The sequence below is a fragment of the Streptomyces sp. NPDC044061 genome (genome assembly GCF_056434305.1).
Map to the genome: position 1 here is coordinate 39,840 of NZ_JBWKFL010000005.1, position 22,130 is coordinate 61,969.

At 73.1% G+C, this 22,130-nt stretch carries 16 protein-coding genes and 1 pseudogene; 8 read left to right on the forward strand and 9 right to left on the reverse strand.

Going from position 1 to position 22,130, the window contains the following annotated elements:
- Positions 1-44: 44 nt before the first annotated feature.
- A complete protein-coding gene (locus tag AC07CM_RS09675) occupies positions 45-875 on the reverse strand; it encodes a DeoR/GlpR family DNA-binding transcription regulator (protein WP_478875798.1) in 831 nt (276 codons plus the stop codon).
- 301 nt (positions 876-1,176) lie between these two features.
- On the opposite strand from AC07CM_RS09675, the gene AC07CM_RS09680 reads away from it, so the two are divergent.
- A complete protein-coding gene (locus AC07CM_RS09680) occupies positions 1,177-3,498 on the forward strand; it encodes a hypothetical protein (RefSeq protein WP_478875799.1) in 2,322 nt (773 codons plus the stop codon).
- A 48-nt stretch (positions 3,499-3,546) separates the two neighbouring features.
- Here AC07CM_RS09680 and AC07CM_RS09685 read toward each other — a convergent pair whose 3' ends face one another.
- From AC07CM_RS09685 to AC07CM_RS09700, 4 genes are all read right to left on the reverse strand, one after another.
- Positions 3,547-5,985: a right-handed parallel beta-helix repeat-containing protein gene (locus AC07CM_RS09685; protein ID WP_478875800.1), complete on the reverse strand. Its 2,439-nt coding sequence runs from the start codon at positions 5,983-5,985 to the stop codon at positions 3,547-3,549.
- 109 nt (positions 5,986-6,094) lie between these two features.
- Positions 6,095-6,700 carry an Rv1733c family protein gene (locus AC07CM_RS09690; RefSeq protein ID WP_478875801.1) on the reverse strand — a complete coding sequence of 202 codons (606 nt, stop codon included), beginning with the start codon at positions 6,698-6,700 and terminating at the stop codon, positions 6,095-6,097.
- 259 nt (positions 6,701-6,959) lie between these two features.
- Complete coding sequence (locus AC07CM_RS09695) at positions 6,960-7,784, reverse strand: MOSC domain-containing protein (RefSeq protein WP_478875802.1); 825 nt, start codon at positions 7,782-7,784, stop codon at positions 6,960-6,962.
- A 42-nt stretch (positions 7,785-7,826) separates the two neighbouring features.
- Positions 7,827-8,264 carry a DUF6643 family protein gene (locus tag AC07CM_RS09700; RefSeq protein ID WP_478875803.1) on the reverse strand — a complete coding sequence of 146 codons (438 nt, stop codon included), beginning with the start codon at positions 8,262-8,264 and terminating at the stop codon, positions 7,827-7,829.
- 276 nt (positions 8,265-8,540) lie between these two features.
- Between AC07CM_RS09700 and AC07CM_RS09705 the strand changes: the two genes are divergently transcribed.
- Complete coding sequence (locus AC07CM_RS09705) at positions 8,541-9,872, forward strand: TerD family protein (protein ID WP_478876123.1); 1,332 nt, start codon at positions 8,541-8,543, stop codon at positions 9,870-9,872.
- 5 nt (positions 9,873-9,877) lie between these two features.
- Here the strand turns inward: AC07CM_RS09705 and AC07CM_RS09710 are convergent, their stop codons facing one another.
- On the reverse strand, positions 9,878-11,053 hold the full coding sequence (locus AC07CM_RS09710) for a glycosyltransferase (protein ID WP_478875804.1): 1,176 nt from the start codon (positions 11,051-11,053) through the stop codon (positions 9,878-9,880).
- Positions 11,054-11,110: 57 nt separating this feature from the next.
- On the opposite strand from AC07CM_RS09710, the gene AC07CM_RS09715 reads away from it, so the two are divergent.
- Positions 11,111-11,905 (forward strand): glutamate racemase, encoded by a 795-nt coding sequence (locus tag AC07CM_RS09715; RefSeq protein ID WP_478875805.1) that lies wholly within the window; start codon positions 11,111-11,113, stop codon positions 11,903-11,905.
- Between the two features lie 104 nt (positions 11,906-12,009).
- The gene (locus AC07CM_RS09720; RefSeq protein WP_478875806.1) at positions 12,010-12,555 is read left to right on the forward strand and encodes a hypothetical protein; all 546 of its coding nucleotides are present in this window, start codon (positions 12,010-12,012) and stop codon (positions 12,553-12,555) included.
- Between the two features lie 108 nt (positions 12,556-12,663).
- On the opposite strand, the gene AC07CM_RS09725 is transcribed toward AC07CM_RS09720, so the two are convergent.
- The gene (locus AC07CM_RS09725; protein WP_478875807.1) at positions 12,664-13,635 is read right to left on the reverse strand and encodes an O-antigen ligase family protein; all 972 of its coding nucleotides are present in this window, start codon (positions 13,633-13,635) and stop codon (positions 12,664-12,666) included.
- Between the two features lie 309 nt (positions 13,636-13,944).
- Between AC07CM_RS09725 and lnt the strand changes: the two genes are divergently transcribed.
- The 3 genes from lnt (at position 13,945) to AC07CM_RS09740 (ending at position 16,978) form a co-directional block, all read left to right on the forward strand.
- Positions 13,945-15,555, forward strand: coding sequence for an apolipoprotein N-acyltransferase (gene lnt / locus AC07CM_RS09730; RefSeq protein WP_478875808.1), 1,611 nt, complete (start codon positions 13,945-13,947; stop codon positions 15,553-15,555).
- Positions 15,556-15,622: 67 nt separating this feature from the next.
- Positions 15,623-16,102, forward strand: coding sequence for an NUDIX hydrolase (locus tag AC07CM_RS09735; protein WP_478875809.1), 480 nt, complete (start codon positions 15,623-15,625; stop codon positions 16,100-16,102).
- Between the two features lie 54 nt (positions 16,103-16,156).
- Positions 16,157-16,978, forward strand: coding sequence for a 3-hydroxybutyrate dehydrogenase (locus tag AC07CM_RS09740; RefSeq protein WP_478875810.1), 822 nt, complete (start codon positions 16,157-16,159; stop codon positions 16,976-16,978).
- Between the two features lie 121 nt (positions 16,979-17,099).
- On the opposite strand, the pseudogene AC07CM_RS09745 reads toward AC07CM_RS09740, so the two are convergent.
- Positions 17,100-18,305 (reverse strand): annotated as a pseudogene (locus tag AC07CM_RS09745) (RNA-guided endonuclease InsQ/TnpB family protein).
- A gap of 149 nt (positions 18,306-18,454) precedes the next feature.
- Here AC07CM_RS09745 and AC07CM_RS09750 point away from each other — a divergent pair.
- A complete protein-coding gene (locus AC07CM_RS09750) occupies positions 18,455-20,407 on the forward strand; it encodes a helix-turn-helix domain-containing protein (RefSeq protein ID WP_478875811.1) in 1,953 nt (650 codons plus the stop codon).
- A gap of 52 nt (positions 20,408-20,459) precedes the next feature.
- On the opposite strand, the gene AC07CM_RS09755 is transcribed toward AC07CM_RS09750, so the two are convergent.
- Positions 20,460-21,842: an MFS transporter gene (locus AC07CM_RS09755; RefSeq protein WP_478875812.1), complete on the reverse strand. Its 1,383-nt coding sequence runs from the start codon at positions 21,840-21,842 to the stop codon at positions 20,460-20,462.
- Positions 21,843-22,130 lie beyond the last annotated feature (288 nt).

Here is a 22,130-nt window from a genome sequence, read left to right on the forward strand (position 1 = left end):
TTGACCAACCGGGGTGTTGCACGGCCAGCGTAACTGACGCTACGTCAGATGTCCTCGTCGTCCTCCGGCTCGCCCGCCACCACGAGACGCCGCAGGTGCTCGGAGATCTCCGTGCGCGCCTCGGTGGGCAGGCCCGCGTCGGTGACCAGCGTGTCCACCTGCTCCAGCGCGGCGAACGAGCTGAGACCGACCGTGCCCCACTTGGTGTGGTCGGCCACCACCACGACCCGGCGTGCCGACTGCACGAGCCGGCGGTTGGTCTCGGCCTCCGCCAGGTTCGGTGTGGACAGGCCCGCCTCGAGCGATATCCCGTGCACGCCGAGGAAGAGCAGGTCGAAGTGGAGCGCGGCGATCGCCTGGTCGGCCACCGGACCCACCAGCGAGTCGGACGGGGTGCGCACCCCTCCGGTCAGCACCACCGTGGCCGCGCCCTGTCGCTGCCCCGATGTGCGCTGTGCCGCGTGGAAGACGTCGGCGACCCGCACCGAGTTCGTCACCACGGTCAGGTCGGGCACCTCGAGCAGGTGCTGCGCGAGCGCGTAGGTCGTCGTACCGCCGGACAGGGCGATCGCCGTACCCGGCGTGACCAGCCGGGCCGCCGCACGCGCGATGTCCTCCTTGGCCGTCAGCTCCAGACCCGACTTGGCCTCGAAGCCCGGCTCGTGCGTGCTCGCCTCGACCACCGGGACCGCACCGCCGTGCACCTTCTCCAGCACACCCTGGCGGGCCAGCGCGTCAAGATCGCGGCGCACCGTCATGTCCGACACACCGAGCTTGCGGGTCAGTTCGTTGACCCGAACGCCACCCCGGCGCCGGACCTCGTCCAGGATCAGGGCGCGGCGCTGCTCCGCGAGGAGGTTCTGATTCTCACTCACGTACGCTCCGGTCCTTTCGCCGCGATCCCTCGTCCGACACGCCCCGCCGCACCTGCTCCGACCTGGACGTTCCATCCGTCTTCAGTGTGCGGGCGTCCCATCTTTTCACGGGAGGGCACCGGTTGCGCCACCACCTGTCACGACGCGCACATGCCATCCGGTCACATCCGGGCGCAACGCCTTCCGTCCGCCGTCACACGGACCGGGGAGATTCCTTGGCGAGAGGTGTGGCGGGGCCCCGAAACGGAGATCCTGTTCCGCGCACGGACACCGGCCATCAGGCGCGTCACGGGGGAAAACAGTGGAACGTGCGCAGGAACGCGTCGCCCGGCGGGACATCGACGGTCCCGCCCCGCGGCCCACGGAGACGGTGACCGAGCTGGAACTCCTGGTGCACGGAGTCGGCGGCACCACCCCGGAGAAGATGCTCGGCGACCCGCGGTCGGTCCGGATCACCGGCGACGACACGGCAGCGGTCTTCCGGCGCGCCGACCACACCGAGGACGCCCCGGCCGGGCAGGGCCCGGTGCAGGAGGCGTACGTCTGGTGCAACCTCACCTCAGGCGACGGCAGCCGGGCCCTGTGGCTGCTGTTACTGCCCTTCATGGTGGTCAACCGCGCCCACTGGATGCGCCCCGCCGCCCGCGGCCGCGGGCGCACCGTGCGGTTCTACGGCCTCCTCGTGCGCCTGGCCGCCCTCACCCTCACCGTGCTGCTGGTGGCCGCGGCCTGCGAGGTCGCCCTCGACCTGGTGGCCTGGCAGTGCGCGGGCGTCACCGCCTGCGCCCGCCGCCACTCCTGGCTGCGCTTCCTCTCGCCCACCGCCTCGGGCGGCGCCTGGTGGAGCCTGCCCGGCCGCCGGCTCGCGCTCGCCGCGTCGGTCCCGACCGCCCTCACCGCCCTGCTCTGGTACCTCTCGCACCGCACCTGGAGCGCGTACGAGTCCCACCGGCCGATGGCCCGCGACCCCGAGCCGGAAACCGACGACAGCGCCCTCGCCCGGCCCGGCTTCTGGTACGGCCGCCGCCTGGTGGCCCGGCTGCGCGCGGCCCACACCGCCGCGGGCCTGCTCACCGTCGCCGCCGCACTCGCCACGCCCGCGGCCCGCTTCGACCACCGCTCCGGCGGCCCCGCGGCCCTGGACGCCCTCAGCTGGCTCCTCGCCGCCGCCCTGCTCGGCTGCGCGGCCGCCGTGGTGGGCGTGGTCTGCCGCCGGGGCCGCAGCGAGAACCGCCTCGACCAGGGTCTGGACCGTCACCTCGTACACCGTCTGCCGCTCGGCGCCCTCGGCCTGCTGCTGCTCACCCTGCTCTACGCCGGCTGGTCGCGACCCGGCTGGCGGTCCACCGGGCGGCTGCCCGGGGACCCGGCCTTCGGCACCCTCATGCTCGCCCAGGGTCTGCTCGTCGTCGTCCTCGCCGCCGTCGCCCACGACCTGTACCGCCGCCACCCGGACCCGCGCGCCGGGATGCGCGGCCTCGGCGGGCCGGCCGTCGCGCTGCTCGCCTGCGCGCTGGGCGGTGTGATGTCCGGCGGGCTCGCGCAGCGTGTCGCCGACTGGCTGGACGGCACCCGGGCCCTGCTCGACGGGCCGCCGGTCCTCCTGACCTGGCAGGCGTCCCTGATCCCGCCCGTGCTGCTGGTGCTCCTCGCCCTGACCGCCGCACTCGCCCTGCGCACCGCCCGGCTCGCCCGCTTCGAACGCGACCGCGTACGTCACGACCACCCCGGCGAGCCCGAGGACCCCTCCCGCACCCGCGGCATCGCCCACGCCCGGGCCATGGCCACCCTCACCGACCGGGCACCGCTGGTCGTCGCCGTACTTGCCACCACCACGCTCCTGCTGGGGGCCGGCGCGCTGACCGGCGCCCTGGCCACCGGGCGGCCCCCCGAAGGAGCGGCCCGAGGGACCTACGACGTCGTCCAGGCCGTGGCCGAGACCTCGCAGGCGCTCGGCTCCTGGCTGGTCGGGCTCGGCTTCCTGCTGTTCGTCACCTGGGGCCGGCGCGCCTACAAGGACGCCTCGGCCCGGCGCACCATCGGCATCCTGTGGGACGTCGGCACGTTCTGGCCGCGCGCCGCCCACCCCTTCGCCCCGCCCTGCTACGCCGAGCGCGCCGTACCCGATCTGACCTGGCGGATGGCGACCTGGACCCGGCGCACCGGCGGCCGCCTGGTGCTCTCCGGCCACTCCCAGGGCAGCGTCCTGGCCGCGGCGGCGGCCTGGCAGCTGACCCCGTCCGTGCGCGGTCGCGTCGCCCTGCTCACGTACGGCTCCCCGCTGGAACGTCTGTACGGCCGCTGGTTCCCCGCCCACTTCGGCCCCTCTGCCCTGGCCGCCCTGCACCGCGACGTCGCCTGCTGGCGCAACCTGCACCGCCTCACCGACCCCATCGGCGGCCCGGTCCGCCTTCCCGGTGACTGCGGCCCGGAAGTGGACCACGCCCCCTTGAAGGACCCGCTCGTCTACGGCCGCACCCCCGAGCACCCCCTCCCGGCCCCCATCCTCGGCCACTCCGACTACCAGGCCGACCCCGCCTTCGCGCGGGAGAGATCCCGTCTGCTGGCCCGCCTGCGCCCGGACCTCCCGGGGCAGCGCCCGGAAGAGGGAACCCCGGTGTGACGCGAAGCCGTGTGCCCGACGGCGGGGACGGCACGGAGGCCGCCTGACTCAGGGCAGGTCCGGCAGGTCCTCCGCGTACAGCAGCGTCAGGTCGTCGGTGCTGGGGTCCGCCAGCTGGGCGACGCGGCTCGCGTGCCGTTCCACCATCGCCTCGAAGGTCTGGCGTGCCGTACGGCCGTTGCCGAACGCGGGGCCCTTCGGGATCGCCGTGAAGTACTTCAGCAACGCCTCCGCGGCACCCGGCGCCAGCCGGTACTCGTGCTCGTCGGCCTGCTGCTCCACGATCCGGAGCAGCTCCTCCGGGCCGTAGTCACCGAAGGTGATGGTCCGGGAGAAGCGGGAGGCCACACCGGGGTTGACGGAAAGGAAGCGCGCCATCTCGGCCGTGTAGCCGGCGACGATCACCACCACCGCGTCCCGGTGGTCCTCCATCAGCTTCACCAGCGTGTCGATGGCCTCCTTGCCGAAGTCCCGCCCGGCGTCCTCCGGGGACAGCGCATAGGCCTCGTCGATGAACAGCACACCGCCGCGCGCCCGTTCGAAGGCCTCCTGGGTGCGGATCGCGGTGGAGCCGATGTGCTCGCCGACCAGGTCGACCCGGGACACCTCGACCAGGTGGCCCTTCTCCAGCACCCCGAGGGAGGCGAGGATCTCGCCGTAGAGCCGGGCGACCGTCGTCTTGCCGGTGCCGGGAGAGCCCGTGAAGACCAGATGCCGCTTGACGGAGGCCGCCTTCAGGCCTGCCTGCTGCCGGCGCCGGCCCACCTCGATCATGTCCGTCAGCGCCCGCACCTCACGCTTGACGCTCTCCAGGCCCACCAGCGCGTCCAGTTCGCCCAGCACGGCCTTCGACGTGCGGGCCGGCTGCTCCGGCGCGGGCGGCGTGATCAGCGGCTCCTGCTCCGTGGTGCGCTGCCCCGGGATCGAACCGAGCAGCCCCGGAGAGTGGGACGACGCCTGCACGGCCGTCTCGTGCGCCGCCGGCGGCCTGAGGCTGCCGCTCTCGTCGCTCGTGCAGTCCTCCACGACCGGACCAGTCCCGGCCCCCGTGTCCGGGCCGGGGTCCGCGAACTCGTAACCACCGCGCGCACACCGCTCCGTACGGCACTTCCTGAGCGTCGTACGGCAACCGTCGATCACATGGAAGCCGTAGCCGCCGCTGCCGCTGACGCGGCAGTTCAGGAAGCTGCCCCGGCCGCCGGCGGAGACGTAGAAGCCCGCCTCGGCGGGGGAGTCGACCGTGCACCGCTCGATGGTCGGGTCGGCGCCCTTGGTGACGATCACGCCGGTCTGGGTTCCGGCCAGCGTGCAGTTGTTGAGCGTGCCGCCGCTGCCGTGGTCGCGGAACCAGGCGCCGGTGGCGGCCTCCCTGATCCGGCAGTCGTCGAGCTGCGCGGTGGCGCCGTCGCTCACCGACACGGCAGTGTTGCGCACCTGGGACAGGTCGCTGTCCACGACGTCCGCGCGCGAGCCGCGGTCCAGCACGAACAGCGCGTCCGGCACGTCGTGCACCCGGCAGGAGTCGAGCACCGCGGTGGCGCCGTCGCTCACCCACACCGCCGGGTAGTCGCCCGTGCTGTCGAAGATCTCGCACTGGTTGGCGTCCACCCGGGTGCCCGGGTCCCACACCGACAGGCCGTTGCGGCCGAACTGACGGACCGTCGTCCGGGTCAGCGTGAGCACCGAACGGGAACGCAGGTCGACGGCGTTCTCCGGGATGTCGTGGATCCGGCAGTCGGCGAGCGTGAGCACGGCGTCCGTGTCGAGCGTGACCCCGTCGGCCGTGGTGCGGTGCACATCGCAGTCGGTCAGGTGTGCCGTGGCCCGCTGGGTGACCTGCACCCCGGAACCCCGGACCTCGTACACCTCGCAACCCACCGCCTCCAGCGCGGAGTTCTCCCCGGTGGCACTCAGCCCGGTGCCGGAGGCGTGGTGCACCCGGCAGCGCTCCAGACGGGGGTGGGCGCCACCGCGGACGGCCACGCCCGCCTGCCCGGCCGCCACGACCTCGCACTCCTCGAACACCCCGCCACCGCCGTCGAGGACCGCGATACCGATGCCGGCCGGGTTGTCGACGGTGCAGCGCCGCACGGTCGGGCGCGCCCCGCCGCGCACCTCGATGCCCGCCGCGGACCGCGTGACGATCCGCACGTCCATCAGCTCGGGCGTGCCCTCCTCCACCAACAGGGCGGGCGCCGCCGAGTCCTGGCCCTCCACGTGCAGGTCCTGGACCACCGCGGAGGCCCGCACCGTCAGCGGCACACCGTCCATGGGCGCGATCCGCACCGAGCCCGGCGAGCCCTCCGGTCCGCGCAGCGTCACGGCCCGCTGGACGACGAGGTTCTCCCGGTAGGTGCCGGGGGCGATGGTGAGGACGTCACCGTCGGCGGCGGCCTCCAGGGCGGCGGCGAGCGAAGCGTACTCACCCGTGCGGCGCCGCCACCGCGATGTACCGGTGTGCGTCACCTGGACCGTGCCCTGTGCCATGGCGTTGCTGTGCCCCCACCTCGTCGAACGCGGGTCTGTGCCGATAACGAGTCGGCCGGTCCACCGTAGCGTGCGCGCGGCTGGTGGGTTGACCAGAGCCGGAAGGCCGTCAGCTGCCGGTGCCCGCCTTGCCCCAGTCCGGGCCCGCCCGGTCCCAGGCCTGGTCCCAACGCGCGTACCGGCGGCGGACCATGCGCCAGACGATCAGGCGCCGGCCGCTCTCGACCAGGCCCGCCGTCAGCAGGGCCGCGCCGAACCCGGCGAGCACCGCGTGCGTCGTCGCCGTCGGTGAGTCCAGCGGGCGGGTGGTTATTCGTCCGTGCGGATCCGTCCAGAGCCTGAAGTGGTCGCCCCGGTGCGGCGATTTGAGGTTCGCCAGGGCCGGGCCGTGCTGCCGTGTGCCGTCCGGTGCCGTCCAGTCGGCGAGGACACGGCTGCGGGCGTCGTGCGCGGCGCTGGTGTCGGGGTCGGTCTCCACCGGGGCGCCGCCCAGCCTGCGGACCACGGTGGCCGTGACCAGGTGCCGGGCGTGCCGCTGCTCCCGTACGGCGTGCTGGAGGGAGTCCTGGGCCGCCGCGCCGACCAGGGAGCCGATCACGGGCGCGGCCACGGCGACCAGTACCAGCGCCACGAGGGCCACCCAGGCCTCGGTCAGATCGGTCGCACGGTGCAGCGGGTTGCGCCGCCAGCGCCACAGGCCGCCGATTGCCCGCACGTCCCCCACCCCCTTCCGCTCCGTGATAGCCCCCGGCGGCGTCGCCGACCCCTGCCCCCGGCCAAGAGAGAGCGAGATCACTCCTGATCGGGGCCTCTCACGGAATTCTCATGTCGTCCTCCCCAACGACCGGCACCCGCCGCCCGGTTCCCGGTTGCCGAGCCATTCACCGACGCGGGTGCGCCGACGCGGTCGCCGTTGCCGGTGCCCTCGCTTCCGGCCCGGGGTGCCGTGCGGCGGACCGAGTCGTCCGCATGTGCTACGTCAGCACCCGCACCGGGTCCCCGACCCGGATCGTGCCGGGCGCGAGGGGCACGAGGTTCTGGCCGAAGAGCAGCTGGCCGCCCACCCTGCGGTGCCGTGCCAGCGTGCGCAGGGGTTCGCGGCCGCGAGCGGCGGTGTCCTGGTCGGTCGTGGTCACGACGCAGCGTCCGCAGGCCTTGGCGACCCGGAAGACCACCTCGCCGATGGTGATCCGGGTCCAGTGGTCCTCGGCCCAGGCCTCGGTGCCCGCGATGACCACGTTCGGCCGGAAACGGTTCATGGGCAGCGGGCCCTCGGCGGCGTGATCTCCCAGCGCTATGAGCGAGTTCAGGGCGTCGAGCGAGGCGACGGTCGTGACCAGCAGGGGGTAGCCGTCGGCGAAGCTCACCGTCTCGCCGGGCAGTGCGTGGTCGGGGTCGACGGGGCGGCGGGTGGCCGGATCGTCCATGTGGACCAGACGGACGGCGGCACCCAGGTAGGCGGAACACCACTCATGAACGGCGTCGGCGGCCGGGACCGCCTCCACCTTCGTGCCGAAGACGATCGCGGGCACCGTCGCCGCGGGGTCCGGAACGCGGACGGTCAGCTGCTCCTGCCCGGGTGCGGACAGACGAATGCCGCCGCCGGGCAAGGGCTCGGCGGCGGCCAGTGCGAGTCGCGGCTGCTCGCGCTGCGTGACGACCTTTCCCCCGTCGTCGATCAGTGCCCAGCGTCGGTCTCCGGCCAGCCCCCAGGGCTCCACCACGGCCTCCCGGGGCGCGACGCCCCGGAATGCCTTGACCGGATGTACGTGGACCGACTGCAGTTCTGCGTTCCCCATGACGCCATCGTGCCAGGCGGCACGGACAACCGGGGGCGCAGGTCAGTAGCCGCGGTACTGCTGGTTGTTGTACGGGTCCTGGTAGGGAGCGGGCGCGGGCCGCGGCGCGGCGGGGCGCATGGCCTCGTACCCCGTGCCGCCCGCCATCGGGCGCGGCTGCTGCGGGGCCTGCGGGCCGGGATACCCGCGCGGCGCGCTCGCCTGCTGAGGGATGTAGGCCGTGGGCGCCTGCTGCAGCGGGGCGGGCTGCGGCATCTGCGGGTAGCCGTAGGCGGGAGCCTGGTGGGACGGGGCCGCCGGGAGGGCGGGCAGTGCCGACGGCAGCGCGGGCAGGTGGCTGCCCGAGTCGTACGCGGCGGGGACCCGGATCGGGGCGATCTGCGGGGTGCCCCGCTCGGCCACGAGCGAGTCGTAGATCGGGGTGTCCGGGAAGGAGGCGGAGTAGTAGCCGCCGCCATAAGTGGAGCGGGGGGAGGTCATGGCACATAAGTTAAGCCCACGATGTGCTGGTTGGGGAGACCGATAAGAGGGTTGTTTTCCGTGTCGGCAGTGACTCGGGATCCCCAATCAGAGCGAACTTGGCAAAAATGGACGTCGATCATCGTTTAGATCGTGTAAAAGCCGAGCTCCCGCCGGGTTACCGGCGGTTGACCGGCGATCTTCCCGCGCCGCCCATGGGAGTTCTCCGCCCCCCGGGAATAGGTTGGGCGGGTAGGGATGATCCGGGAGCCCGGGTACCTCCGGGACACCGACACGATGGGGGCGGACATGACAATGCCGAAAGGATCGAATGCGCCGGTGCCGAGCTCGGCCCTGCGCGTCGAATTGGGCTGGCGCTCCGGGCCGGGCGTGCCCGACGCGGACGCCTCGGCGCTGCTGCTCGCGGCCGGAAAGGTCCGCTCCGACGGGGACTTCGTCTTCTACAACCAGCCCGCGCACGCCTCGGGCGCGGTCCGTCACGAGGGCAAGCGGACGGCCGGGGGCCACGTCACCGACACCCTGGTCGTGGATCTCGCGCGCGTGGAGAGCGGGATCGAGCGCATCGTCCTGGCGGCCTCCGCGGACGGCGGGACGTTCGGTCAGGTCCCGGACCTCTACATCGAAGTGACCGACGGCGGCGGAGACGTGGTCGCCCGCTTCGACAGCCCCGGCGCGACCGTGGAGACGGCCTTCCTGCTCGGCGAGTTCTACCGCCGACAGGGCGGCTGGAAGTTCCGCGCAGTCGGCCAGGGCTACAGCAGCGGACTCGAAGGGCTGGCAACGGACTTCGGCATCACCGTCGACGAGCCGCAGCACGCCGCGCCGCCGGTCACCCCCACGGCACCGCCTCCCGCGCCGGCCACCACACCGCCACCCGCGCCGCCGGTCCCGTTTCCGGTCACGATGCCGCCGCCGACCACCGCCGCGGTTCCCCCGCCACCGGCCCCTCCGGCCCCCACGGTCCCTCCGGCCGCACCGGTGCGCCTGTCCAAGGTCACCCTCACCAAGGCGGCCCCTTCCGTCTCGCTGGCCAAGCAGGGCGGCACCTCCGGTGCCATGCGGGTCAACCTCAACTGGCAGGTGCGCAAGCAGTTCCCGGGCCGGGGCGGCCGATGGGGCGCCGGCTCGGCGGACCTCGACCTCGACCTGTGCGCCCTGTACGAACTCGCCGACGGCCGCAAGGGCGTCGTACAGGCGCTCGGCAACGCCTTCGGGTCCCTGCACCGGCCGCCGTACATCCACCTCGACGGCGACGACCGCACCGGCGCCGTGGCGAGCGGTGAGAACCTCACCATCAACCTCGACCACAAGCAGGACTTCCGGCGCATCCTGGTCTTCGTCACCATCTACGAGGGCGCCGCCTCCTTCGCCGACCTGCACGCCACGGTCACCCTGCGGCCCCAGCACGGCGCCCCGATCGACTTCTCCCTGGACGAGTGCACGGTCCCCTCCACGGTCTGCGCGCTCGCCCTGATCACGCACACGGGCGACGACCTCGTAGTCCAGCGCGAGGCGCGGTACCTGGTGCCGGAGCGCGGGGTGAGCCCGCAGCGGACCATGGACCGCGCCTACGGGTGGGGCATGAACTGGACCCCCGGGCGCAAGTAGCGGGCTCAGCCCTCCTCGGGCACGGCGTCCGGACGCGCGTACGTGCGGCCCTTCCAGGCCGCCCCGCGCCCCCGGTAGTGCTGCACGGCGGAGTCGACCGTCATGAGGAGGTAGAGCAAGGCGGTGAACGGCAGCAGCGGTGCGAGCCACAGCGGCTGCCGGTAGTAGCGGAGCATCGGAACGTACGTCCCTGTCATCACCGCCCACGCCACCGCGCCGACGACCGCCGTCGCCGTGCTGCCCGCGACCGCGCCCACGACCACGGCCGCGGGCGGCACCAGGTACACCAGGGCGAGCCCGGCGACCGTGCCGAGCAGCAGCAGCGGGTTGTGCCGCAGCTGGGCGTACGCGCTGCGCGAGACCATCCGCCACAGGTCGTGCAGCCGCGGGTAGGGGCGCACGCTGTCCACCCGGTCCGCCAGCCCCAGCCAGATGTGACCGCCGGTGCCCTTCACCGCGCGCGCGAGCGCGACGTCGTCGATGACGGCGTGCCGGATCGCGTCCGGGATCCGCGCGTTCTCGGCGGTGTCCTCGCGCAGCAGGACACAGCCGCCCGCCGCTGCCGCCGTCCGTGATCCCCGCCGACCGATCCAGCGGAAGGGATACAGCTGTGCGAAGAAGTAGACGAACGCCGGGACCACGAACCGTTCCCACGAGCTCTCCACCCGCAGCCGCGCCATCTGCGACACGACGTCGAAGTCCCCGGTGCGGGCCGCCGCCACCAGCTCGCGCAGGCTGTCCGGCGCGTGCGCGATGTCGGCGTCCGTCAGAAGCAGATACTCGGGGTCACGCGCGCGTGCGAGGCCGATGCCGTGCCGCACCGCCCACAGCTTGCCCGTCCAGCCCGCGGGCGGCTCGCCGGGGGAGTCCACCGTGAGCGGCAGCCCGCCGTGCCGCCGGGCCAGCTCACGGGCCAGCTCCCCGGTGCCGTCCGTGCTCCCGTCGTCCACGAGGAAGACCTCCGCGCGGCCCGGGTAGTCCTGCGCGAGCAGTGACGGCAGGCTCACCGGCAGCACGGCGGCCTCGTCACGGGCCGGGACCACGACGCAGACGGACGGCCATTCCCCGGGATCCCGGCGCGCGGGGAGCCGGACGTCCGTGCGCCAGAAGAAGCCCTGGCACAGCAGCAGCCAGCACCAGGCGGCGAGGGATACGACGGCGGTCCACACGATCGCGCTCACGGGCGCAGTCTGCCCCACCGGACCGGGCCGCGAGGTCCTATCGTCTATCGTGGCCGGGTGAAGATCGCGCTCATGGACTCCGGAATCGGCCTCCTGGCGGCCACCGCCGCGGTACGGCGTCTGCGGCCCGACGCGGATCTCGTCCTCTCCCTGGACCCCGACGGTATGCCGTGGGGACCGCGCACGACCGAGGATCTCACCCGGCGTGCCCTGGCCGTCGCCGAGGCCGCCGCGGCCCACCGGCCGGACGCCCTGATCATCGGCTGCAACACCGCCACCGTGCACGCGCTGCCCGCTCTGCGCGCCCGCCTGGAACCCGGCATCCCGGTGATCGGCACGGTCCCGGCGATCAAGCCGGCCGCGGCGGGCGGCGGTCCGGTCGCCATCTGGGCGACGCCGGCCACCACCGGCAGCCCCTACCAGCGAGGTCTCATCGAGGATTTCGCCGGCGGCGTCCAGGTCACCGAGGTGCCCTGCTGGGGGCTCGCCGAGGCCGTCGAGCACGCGGACGAGTCGGCCATCGACGCGGCGGTCACCGCGGCGGCCGCGCTGACCCCGCAGGACGTAACGACCGTCGTCCTGGGCTGCACCCATTACGAGCTGGTGGCGGAACGTATCCGCACCGCCGTCCAGCGCTCCGGCGCCGCGCCGCTCGTGCTGCACGGCTCCGCCGGAGCCGTGGCCGCCCAGGCGCTGCGCCGCCTCGGCGAGCAGCCCGCACCCGAGGCCCCGGCCGAGGGCACGCTCACGGTGCTGCTGAGCGGACGCGAGGGCACGCTGCCCACGGCCGCGCTGCACTACGCCGAAGGCCGGCTGCTCCCCGCCGCGGGCCCGCTCGCCGACCGGCGCTGACCGGCTCCGGCCCGGGGCGCGCACCGTCTCCGGCTGCGCCGCCCGGAGCAGTCACCCTCCGCGAGCGGGTACCCGCCCAGCGAAACCTGAGTAACCTCGTAAACATGAGGGAGCACCGCCACGCCCAGGACACCTCGCACCCCGACGTCTGGACCGGACGTGCCACCAACCGGGTGCAGTGGCTGCTGGCGCTGGTCGGCGCGGCCTGTATGGCGCTCGGCATCGAGCTGGCCGTGGACTCGGCCTGGACCTCGGGCGTCGCCCCGCTGGCGATGTCCGTCGTCGGCTGCATCGCGGCCGGTCTGCTGGTCCTCTTCGGCACGCTCGCCTTCGTGCACGTCGACCTCAAGCTCGACAAGGAGTGCGTCGAGGTGCGCTGCGGTCACATCGGGGTGCCCCGCCGCCGCATTCCGCTCTCCCAGGTCGTCGGCGCCGACTTCACCCCGCACGTCACCCCGCGCCAGTGGGGCGGCTGGGGCTATCGCTGGCGCCCCGAGAAGGGCACCGCGGTCGTCGTCCGGCGCGGCGAGGGCGTCGTGCTGAGCCTGTGGGACGGTCACACCTTCACGATCACCGTGGACAACGCGGAGTCCGCGGTCCGGGTGATCAGGGACCGGCTTCGGAAGATCACCCCGGGCCCCACCCTCTGAGACCGGCGGACCGAACGGGGCCGCGCCCCGTACCTGCTCCGGCCCGTGATCACGGGCGCCGGAACAACCACTGTCGTCGGTCGACGTCGACCTTCGGACTGTCGTCGGTCACCGCTCGAGCCGCGCACTCTCACCGGTCAGCGGTCGTGCCGTCGCCCACCCCGCCAGCAGCCCCGCTCCCGCCGTCACCGTGGTGAAGCTGAGCGCGTTGCCCACCGACGCGAGCGCGGCCAGTGCGGTCAGGGCAGCGCCCGCGGTGAGCGCGACCGGGGTGGAGCGCGGAGTGCGCCACAGGGCGTAGAGGGCCCAGCCGAACGCGGCGGCCAGCAGGAGCAGCCCGACGAGGCCCTGCTCCGCCGCCTGCTGGAGCGGCGCGGAGTGCGGTCTGCCGTCGGCCGGCAGCCCCTGCGGCGGCCTACCGCTCGGCTCGCCGAAGCGGCCGGGGCCGATCCCGAGGAGGGCGTGCCGGTGGGCCAGCCGCAGGGCGTCCCGCCAGAGCTGCACCCGGTGCGGTGCCAACCGGCCCCCCAGTGCCTCGGCAAGACCGCCGGGCACCGTGCCCGCGGCGACCGCCCAGATCGTCCCCGCCACCACCACGACCAAGACCCCCAGGCCCACGATGGCGGGGCCCCGGTGGCGCATCGAACCCGCGGCGAGCGAGCACAGCAGTACGGCGGCACTCGCGGCGCAGCCGGTGGCCGAGCCCATGGCGGCCCCGGTCAGCGCGATGGTGACGGCCAGCAGCCGCAGCCCGAGCCGCAGCGCGGGCCGGCGCGCGGCCCACGCCGCGCAGCACGCCGCGCCGGTGGCGAGTGCCAGCAGGGCGGCGACACCACCGGCGTGCCCCAGCGGGGCGGCGTACCAGTGGCCGGGGGAGAAGCCGGGCATCACCACGGCCAGCGCGAATCCGGCCGACGCACCGATGCCGGGCGCCGTCACCGGGAGCAGCGCCCCGGAGATCCGGCCCGTGGCGTAACCGGCGGCCACGGCGAGCACCGCGAGCAGCACTCCCTCGGGGCGCCCCTCGTGAGCCGCCGCCGTGACCAGCGACCACGCGGCGCACGCTCCGAGCAGGATCATGCCCGCCCCGTCGGAAACGTTTCGTCTGACGCTGTAGGCGTCCGCGCCGTCCGCACCGGCCGCGGACCTCGTCCCCGTCGACCCCACCCGCCGCCCCTCGCACCCCGGTCCCCCGACCTGTGGCAGGCCCCGGCCGCACGCACCCGAACCGGCCGCACCACTGAGGCTGGGGCACACCGTAACGGCTGAAGAGCGACTTGTGGACGAGTAGAGCAGGAACAGCGTCATTTCCGGCGCGGTCCGGGTGCGCACGGGGCCCGTACGGTCCGTGCTGTCGGCGTCAACGTCACTCGCCGTACACTCACCCGGGTGACCGTCACCGCAACTTCCGTGGGCCAGTCCGACCAGCTCCAGTCGCCCCCCGCGCCGTCCGCGCGCGGTCGACGCCTCCTGCGTCTGGTCCCGGCCGTCGCCTCCGCCCTCTGTGGAGTGCTGCTCTACGTCAGCTTCCCGCCGCGCACCCTGTGGTGGCTGGCCCTGCCCGCCTTCGCGGGCTTCGCCTGGGTGCTGCGCGGCCGCACCTGGAAGGCGGCCCTGGGCCTCGGCTACCTGTTCGGACTCGGCTTCCTGCTGCCGCTGCTGGTGTGGACCGGCGTGGAGGTCGGTCCCGGCCCCTGGCTCGCGCTGGTCGCCATCGAGGCCCTCTTCGTCGCCCTCGTCGGGGTGGGCACGGCCGCGGTGTCCAAGCTACCGGCCTGGCCGTTGTGGGCGGCCGCCGTCTGGATCGCCGGAGAAGCGGTACGCGCGCGCGTGCCGTTCCGGGGCTTCCCCTGGGGCAAGATCGCCTTCGGTCAGGCGGACGGTGTCTTCCTGCCGCTCGCCGCGGTGGGCGGCACCCCGGTGCTCGGCTTCGCCGTCGTCCTGTGCGGATTCGGCCTGTACGAGGCGGGGCGCCTGGTCGCCGAGCGGCGCCGCACCCGGTCCCTCCGCCGCGGGGCGGCGGCCGCGGCGCTGCTGAGCGTCGCCGTGCCGGTGGCGGGAGCGGTCGCGGCCCGGCCACTGGTGAGCGACAAGGCGGAGGCCGGCACCGCGACCGTCGCGGTCATCCAGGGCAACGTGCCGCGCTCCGGCCTGGAGTTCAGCGCACAGCGCCGGGCGGTCCTCGACCACCACGTGCGCGAGACCCTCGAGCTCGCCGCCGACATCAAGTCCGGCAAGGCCGCCAAGCCCGACTACGTCCTGTGGCCGGAGAACTCCTCCGACATCGACCCCTTCACCAACCCCGACGCGGCCACCGTCATCAACGAGGCCGCCAAGGCCGTCGGGGTGCCCATCTCGGTCGGCGGGGTCGTCGAGAAGGACGGCAGGCTGCTCAACGAGCAGATCCTCTGGGACCCGGTCAAGGGACCGACGCAGACCTACGACAAGCGGCAGGTGCAGCCGTTCGGCGAGTACCTCCCGCTGCGCGGGCTCGTCGGCGCGATCAACAAGAACTGGACCGGCATGGTCCGCCAGGACTTCAGCCGGGGCAGCACGCCGGGCGTGTTCGACATCGACGGCGCCCGGGTCGGCCTCGCCACCTGCTACGAGGCCGCCTTCGACTGGGCCGTGCGGGACACCGTCACCCACGGCGCGGAGATGATCTCCGTACCGAGCAACAACGCCACCTTCGACCGCAGCGAGATGACCTACCAGCAGCTCGCCATGTCCCGCGTCCGCGCCGTCGAGCACAGCCGGACCGTGACGGTGCCGGTCACCAGCGGCGTCAGCGCGGTCATCATGCCGGACGGGACGATCACTCAGAAGACCGGCATGTTCGTGCCCGCCTACCTCGTCCAGAAGGTGCCGCTGCGCACCTCCGAGACCCCCGCCACCGAGCTGGGCATCCTGCCGGAGATCGCCCTGGTGCTGGTCGCGGCGGGTGGCCTCGGCTGGGCGATCGGATCGGGGCTGCGCGGGCGGCGGGTCGGCAGCGCGTAGTCGTACGAGCCTGGCACGCCCCTTGAACAGGCACGGAAAGAGGTGGACGGCCCGTTAGGGTCGGTCCATGGCTACTCCTGAATTCATCCGCACGCTCCGGGCCTCCGCGGGCCACCAGCTGCTGTGGCTCCCGGGGGTCACCGCGATCGTCTTCGACGACGAGGGCAGAGTGCTCCTGAACCGGCGGTCCGACACGCGCAAGTGGTCGGTGCTCGGCGGCATCCCGGAGCCGGGCGAGCAACCCGCCGCCTGCGCCGTGCGGGAGGTCTTCGAGGAGGCGGCCGTGCACTGCGTCGCCGAACGGGTCGTCCTCGTCCAGGCCCTGGAGCCGGTCACCTACGCCAACAGGGACGTCTGCCAGTACATGGACATCACCTTCCGCTGCCGGGCCGTGGGCGGCGAGGCGCGGGTCAACGACGACGAGTCGCTGGAGGTGGGCTGGTTCACGGTGGACGCGCTGCCCGATCTGAACGAGTTCGGGCGGTTCCGGATCAAGCAGGCCATGTCCGAGGCACCCACATGGTTTGACCCTATGACCCTCGGCTGAAGTGTGGGTGGCCACCACATGTGGTGAGGAGTGGGCTCCGCCTAGGGTCGACATATGACCTCGTCCAGCCCGCTGCCCGGGTCCCACCCCCCTGCCCACCCCTCCGCCCTCGACCTCGGCGGCCGCACCGCCCTCGTCACCGGCGCCGCCAGTGGCATCGGACGCGCCTGCGCGCTGCGGCTCGCCGCCGCCGGGGCCGAGGTGAGAGCCGTCGACCGGGACGCGGCGGGCCTGGCCGAACTGGCGGACCTCGCCAGGCGGACCGGGGACCTCAAGGGCACGGTCGAACCCCACGTCCTGGACCTCACCGACCTCGACGCGGCCGAGCGCGCCGCCGCCGGCACCGACGTCCTGGTCAACAACGCCGGACTGCAACTCGTCCGCCCGCTGGAGGAGTTCCCGCCCGACGTCTTCCACACCGTGCTGACCGTCATGCTGGAGGCGCCCTTCCGGCTCGTCCGCGGTGCACTCCCGCACATGTACGCGCAGGGCTGGGGCCGGATCGTGAACGTGTCCAGCGTCCACGGACTGCGTGCCTCCGCCTTCAAGGCCGCCTACGTGGCCGCCAAACACGGCCTCGAAGGCCTCTCCAAGACGGCCGCCCTGGAGGGCGCCCCCCACGGTGTGACCTCCAACTGTGTGAACCCGGCCTATGTGCGCACCCCACTGGTCGAGAAGCAGATCGCCGACCAGGCCGAGGCGCACGGCATCCCCGAGGAGCGCGTGCTGTCCGAGATCCTGCTCAAGGACAGCGCCGTCCAGCGGCTCATCGAACCGGAGGAGGTCGCGGAGGCCGTGGCGTACCTGTGCAGCCCCCAGGCGTCCTTCGTCACCGGCACCTCGCTGGTCCTGGACGGCGGGTGGACGGCCCACTGAGCGGGCCGCCGGCGCCGGGCCCCGGAGTTTTCCACGGGCCCGACGGGCCGGGCCCATGCGGAATCCTTTGACTCCTCCCACTCGTGAATGAGTGGGATTCCTGGCTCACTTCGCCTGACTCCTAGCAGGGGGCAGGGCTTACAAGATCGGCACCAGCCGGGTTGAGACCAGCCCGGACGAGCATCACGCGGGCGGAGTTCTTGTCTCGCGGCGAGACAGTTCCGCATGCAGTGCACGTATACGTTCTCTCGGAGAGGGGGAGTGCGTGCTTGGCTCTCGCTCCGCACTGCGCGCAGTCCATCGTGGTGTGCGCGGGATGTACCAGGTGCACCGTGCGCCCGTGCTTGCGGGCCATCTCGACCAGCGCCGTCTTGGTCGCGCCGATCGCGGCATCGGCAGCCTTGCGGGCCATCGTGGTCTTCGCGAGGAACTTCGGCCGGAAGTCCTCAACCGCGATGTGGTCGAAGTTTCGGGTCACACGCTTCGCCCACTTGCGGCCGGTGTCCTGCCGCTGCCGGGCGATCTTCTTCGACACCTTCGCCGCCGCTTTGCGGGCCTTGCGGTACCCGTTCGTGTCGGGCCGGTTCTTCGGACTCCGGCGCCGGGTCATCATCCGTTGGTAGCGGGCGAGCTTCTGCGCGGCCGTCCTCCCGTGCTCGGGATGGGGCAGATCGTGGGCGTCGCCGGTCGTGGTGGCGATCACCTTGACGCCCCAGTCGACGCCGATCGCCTGACCGGTTGCGGGCAGCCGCCCGGCCTCGGTGGCGACGACGAACGAGGCGTACCAGTGCCCGAGGCTGTCCTGGTACACCCGCACCGAGGTCGGGTCCGACGGAAGGTCACGCGACCACACCACCGTCAGCAAGATCGAGCCGGCCAGGTGCAGACGCCCCTCCTTGATACGGAAACCGCGCCGCGTGTAGTTCCGGCTCGCAAGCGCTTCCCGCTTTCGCTTGATCCGGGGCATCCCGGCCCGCTGCCGCATCGGGAGCCTGGCCCTGATGTCCCCCAGCGCCTTGGCGCGGGACTTCGCGAAGTCCCTGACGGTCTGCTGCTGCGGCACCGAAGCACCCTCACGCAGCCACACCATCGAGGCACGGGCCTCGGTCAGCATCTTGTCGAGCTGCGCCGGACCGCACGTCACCTTTGCACCGGTCGCCCTGTTCGAGATGTAGACCCTGCGGGACACCGCCACGCACTAGTTCCACACCCACCGACAACGCGCCCACTCCCTCTCCAGGCAGGTGCGCGGGGTCGACGACACACGCAGCCGATACGTGTACCGGGCGTGCCCGGCCACGTCAGCGGCTAACACAGGGGCCGTCATAATGTGCAACCTAACAGCCACCACTGACAGCGGAAGAAAGCATAGTTCAGAGCAGATACGCAGCGAATCCGCCGCTGCGCGGCTCCAGCCTGAGGGCCCGTACCTCCCTGGGCTGAAGCTCGGGGCCTCCTGGGAGAAATGCTGTGACCATGTCTCGCGATCACGTCCAGCCGGCCGAGCGCCCCGGCACCGAAGGCGCCGCCCGAGTGTCCGACGGCGGCGCGGACGCCCCCTACCTCGAACTGCTGGCCCGCGACGCCCCGGCGGAGGCGTACGAGCAGCCGGTGCTGCTCGCCCGCGCCGAGGGCGAGCCGGCCGAGCGGATCGCCGCGCTGGAGCGGGCCAAGCTCGTCGCCCTACGGGTGCGTTCCGAACTGGAAGGGCGCCGGCGGCGCGAGGCGGAACTCTCGGCACTCTTCGAGACCGCCCACGACCTGGCCGGACTCAGGGACCTGGACGCCGTCCTCCAGGCGATCGTGCAGCGGGCCCGCTCGCTGCTGGGCACGGACGTCGCCTACCTCACCCTGAACGATCCGGCGCGCGGCGACACCTACATGCGGGTGACGGAGGGATCCGTCTCGGCCCACTTCCAGCAACTGCGCCTCGGCATGGGGGAGGGGCTCGGTGGACTGGTCGCCCAGACCACGCGGCCGTACGTCACCGACGACTACTTCAAGGACGCCCGCTTCCAGCACACCCACACCATCGACGCCGGCGTCCGGGACGAGGGCCTGGTCGCCATCCTCGGCGTGCCGCTGATGCTCGGCCCGCACGTCATCGGTGTCCTCTTCGCCTCGGACCGGCGGGCCCGCGTCTTCGAACGCGGGCAGATCGCCCTGCTCGGCTCCTTCGCCGCACTGGCCGCGGCCGCCATCGACACCGCCAACCTGCTCACCGAGACACGTTCGGCCCTTTCCGGACTGGAGCGGGCCAACGAGATCATCCGGGACCGCAGCGCCGTCATCGAGCGCGCCTCCGACGTGCACGACCGGCTCGCCGAACTCGTCCTGCGCGGCGGCGGGGTGCACGACGTGGCCGCGGCCGTCTCCCAGGTCCTCGACGGAACAGTGGAGTTCAGCGAGACCGGCACCGCACCCGGCGAGGCGCTGGAGGCGTCCCGTGCCGAGGGGCACGCCGTGCGGCACGGCAGTGACTGGATCGCGGCGGTGGCCGCGGGCGGCGAACTCCTCGGCGCGCTGGTGCTGCGCGGCCACCCGAACCTGGACCCGGTGGACCAGCGCACCCTGGAACGCGCGGCCATGGTCACCTCGCTGCTCCTGCTGGCCCGCCGCTCCGCCGCCGAGGCCGAGCAGCGCGTACGGGGCGAGCTGCTGGACGACCTGCTGGACGCCCGCGACCGTGATCCCCGCCTGCTGCACGAACGCGCCTCCCGCCTGCACGCCGACCTCACCGCCACCCACGTCGTGCTGGCGGCCCGCCTCGACGGCCCGGCGCCCGACGCCGACGAGGAGGCCGCCGCCCGCCGACGCCTGTGGTCCGCCGCCTCCCACCTGGCCGCCACCCGGCAGGGCCTGGCCGCCGCCCGCGACGGCGGCACGGTCCTGCTGCTGCCGCTCGTCGCGGGCGACACCGCCACCGAGGTGGCCCGCCGTACCGCACGTCACCTGGGGACGGCCGTCCACCAGCCCGTCACCGTCGGCGCCTCCGCGCCCGTCACCGACCTCGCGGCCCACCCCGACACGGTGGCCGCCGCCTACGCCGAGGGCCGCCGCTGCCTGGACGCACTGCACCTCCTGGGCCGTGCCGGAGACGGCGCCGCGGCCGAGGACTTCGGCTTCCTCGGCCTGCTCCTGGCCGGCGAGCGGGACATCGGCGGCTTCGTGGATCGCACCATCGGCCCGGTGGTGACGTACGACGAGCGCCGCGGAACGGAGCTGCTGCACACCCTGGAGGCGTACTTCGACTGCGGGATGAGCCCGGCCCGCACCAAGGACGCGCTCCATGTGCACGTGAACACGGTCGCCCAGCGGCTGGAACGCGTGGGCCGCCTGCTGGGCGAGGACTGGCAGACCCCCGCCCGCGCCCTGGAGATCCAACTGGCGCTGCGCCTGCACCGGTTGGCGGCACCGGAACGGCACTGACCGGCCCCCCGCACGGGGGGAGCCGGTCCAGGACGGGGTGCCGTCGCGCCGGTCAGACCGTCCGCGCCTCGGCCGCCGGGGCGGCCGCCGCCCGGTCGCCGTCCGCGGCCCCGACCTGGGCGAGGTCCCGGTGCCGTGTCTCCCGCGCCACGCCCACGGCGATCAGCGTCAGCACGGCGGCCGCGATCACGTACAGGGCGATGGGGGTGGAGCTGTCGTAGTCGGCGAGCAGCGCGGTGGCGATGAGCGGGGCGGGCGCACCGGCCGCCACGGAGGCGAACTGGGCGCCGATGGAGGCGCCGGAGTACCGCATACGGGTCGCGAACATCTCGGCGAAGAAGGCCGCCTGCGGCGCGTACATGGCTCCGTGCAGCACCAGTCCGACCGTCACGGCCAGCACCAGATATCCGAAGCCGCCGGTGTCGACCAGCGAGAAGAACGGGAACATCCACAGACCGACGCCGGCCGCGCCGAGCAGGTACACCGGCCGTCGGCCGACCCGGTCGGAGAGCGCGCCCCAGGCGGGGATGACGGCGAAGTGCACGGCGGAGCCGATCAGGACGGCGTTGAGCGCGGTCTGCTTCGAGACGCCGGCGGAGGTCGTGGCGTAGACGAGGATGAAGGCGGTGATGACGTAGTAGCTGATGTTCTCCGCCATGCGGGCGCCCATCGCGACGAGCACGTCCCGCCAGTGGTGCCGGAGTACGGACACGAGCGGCAGCTTCTCCGCGGCGCCCTCCCTGCGCCGGGCCTCCGAACGCTCCAGGGCGTCCTTGAAGACGGGCGATTCATCGACAGAGAGACGAATCCACAAGCCGACCATCACCAGCACACCGGAGAGCAGGAAGGGGATGCGCCATCCCCAGGTGCCGAAGGCGTCGTCCGAAAGCACAGCGGTGAGCAGGGACAGCACACCGGTGGCGAGGAGCTGCCCCGCCGGCGCTCCGGTCTGCGGCCACGACGCCCAGAAACCACGCCGCCGCGCGTCCCCGTGCTCGGAGACGAGCAGCACGGCACCGCCCCACTCGCCGCCGAGCGCGAACCCCTGCACGAGGCGCAGCATGGTCAGCAGCACGGGCGCGGCGGCGCCGACGGTCCCGTAGGTCGGCACCAGCCCGATGGCGAAGGTGGCCCCGCCCATCAACACCAGACTCAGCACCAGCAGCTTCTTCCGCCCGAGCCGGTCACCGTAGTGCCCGAACACGAGCGCGCCCAGCGGGCGGGCCGCGAACCCCACGGCATACGTCAGGAACGACAGCAGCGTCCCGACGAGCGGATCGGAGTCCGGAAAGAACAGCTTGTTGAACACCAGCGCGGCGGCAGAGCCGTACAGGAAGAAGTCGTACCACTCGATGGTGGTGCCGATGAGGCTCGCGGCGACGATGCGGGGGAGGCTGGCTGGGGGTGGGGGAGCGGATGCTGCTGCGGAGGCCATGTGCGCCACTTCCTCGTGTGCGGTGGGGACGGGTACGTATCGGCACACCGTAGGAAGACGCACGTCAGGCGCACATGTGGTGGGGCAACATAGTTCGGCGGCTAGGTATGCGTGCGGCCACCATGCCAGCTCGTGGAAGGCTGGTGCGGGGGCTCGATGATGGGCGAACACGCGCGGCGGGCCGGCCCCCAGAGCAGGAAGACGGCCACCACCCCCTCTCTTTCCCCCCCCCCCCACCCCCCACCGTCCGCGCCCCCCACCCCCCCCCCCACCCACCCCCGCGTACTC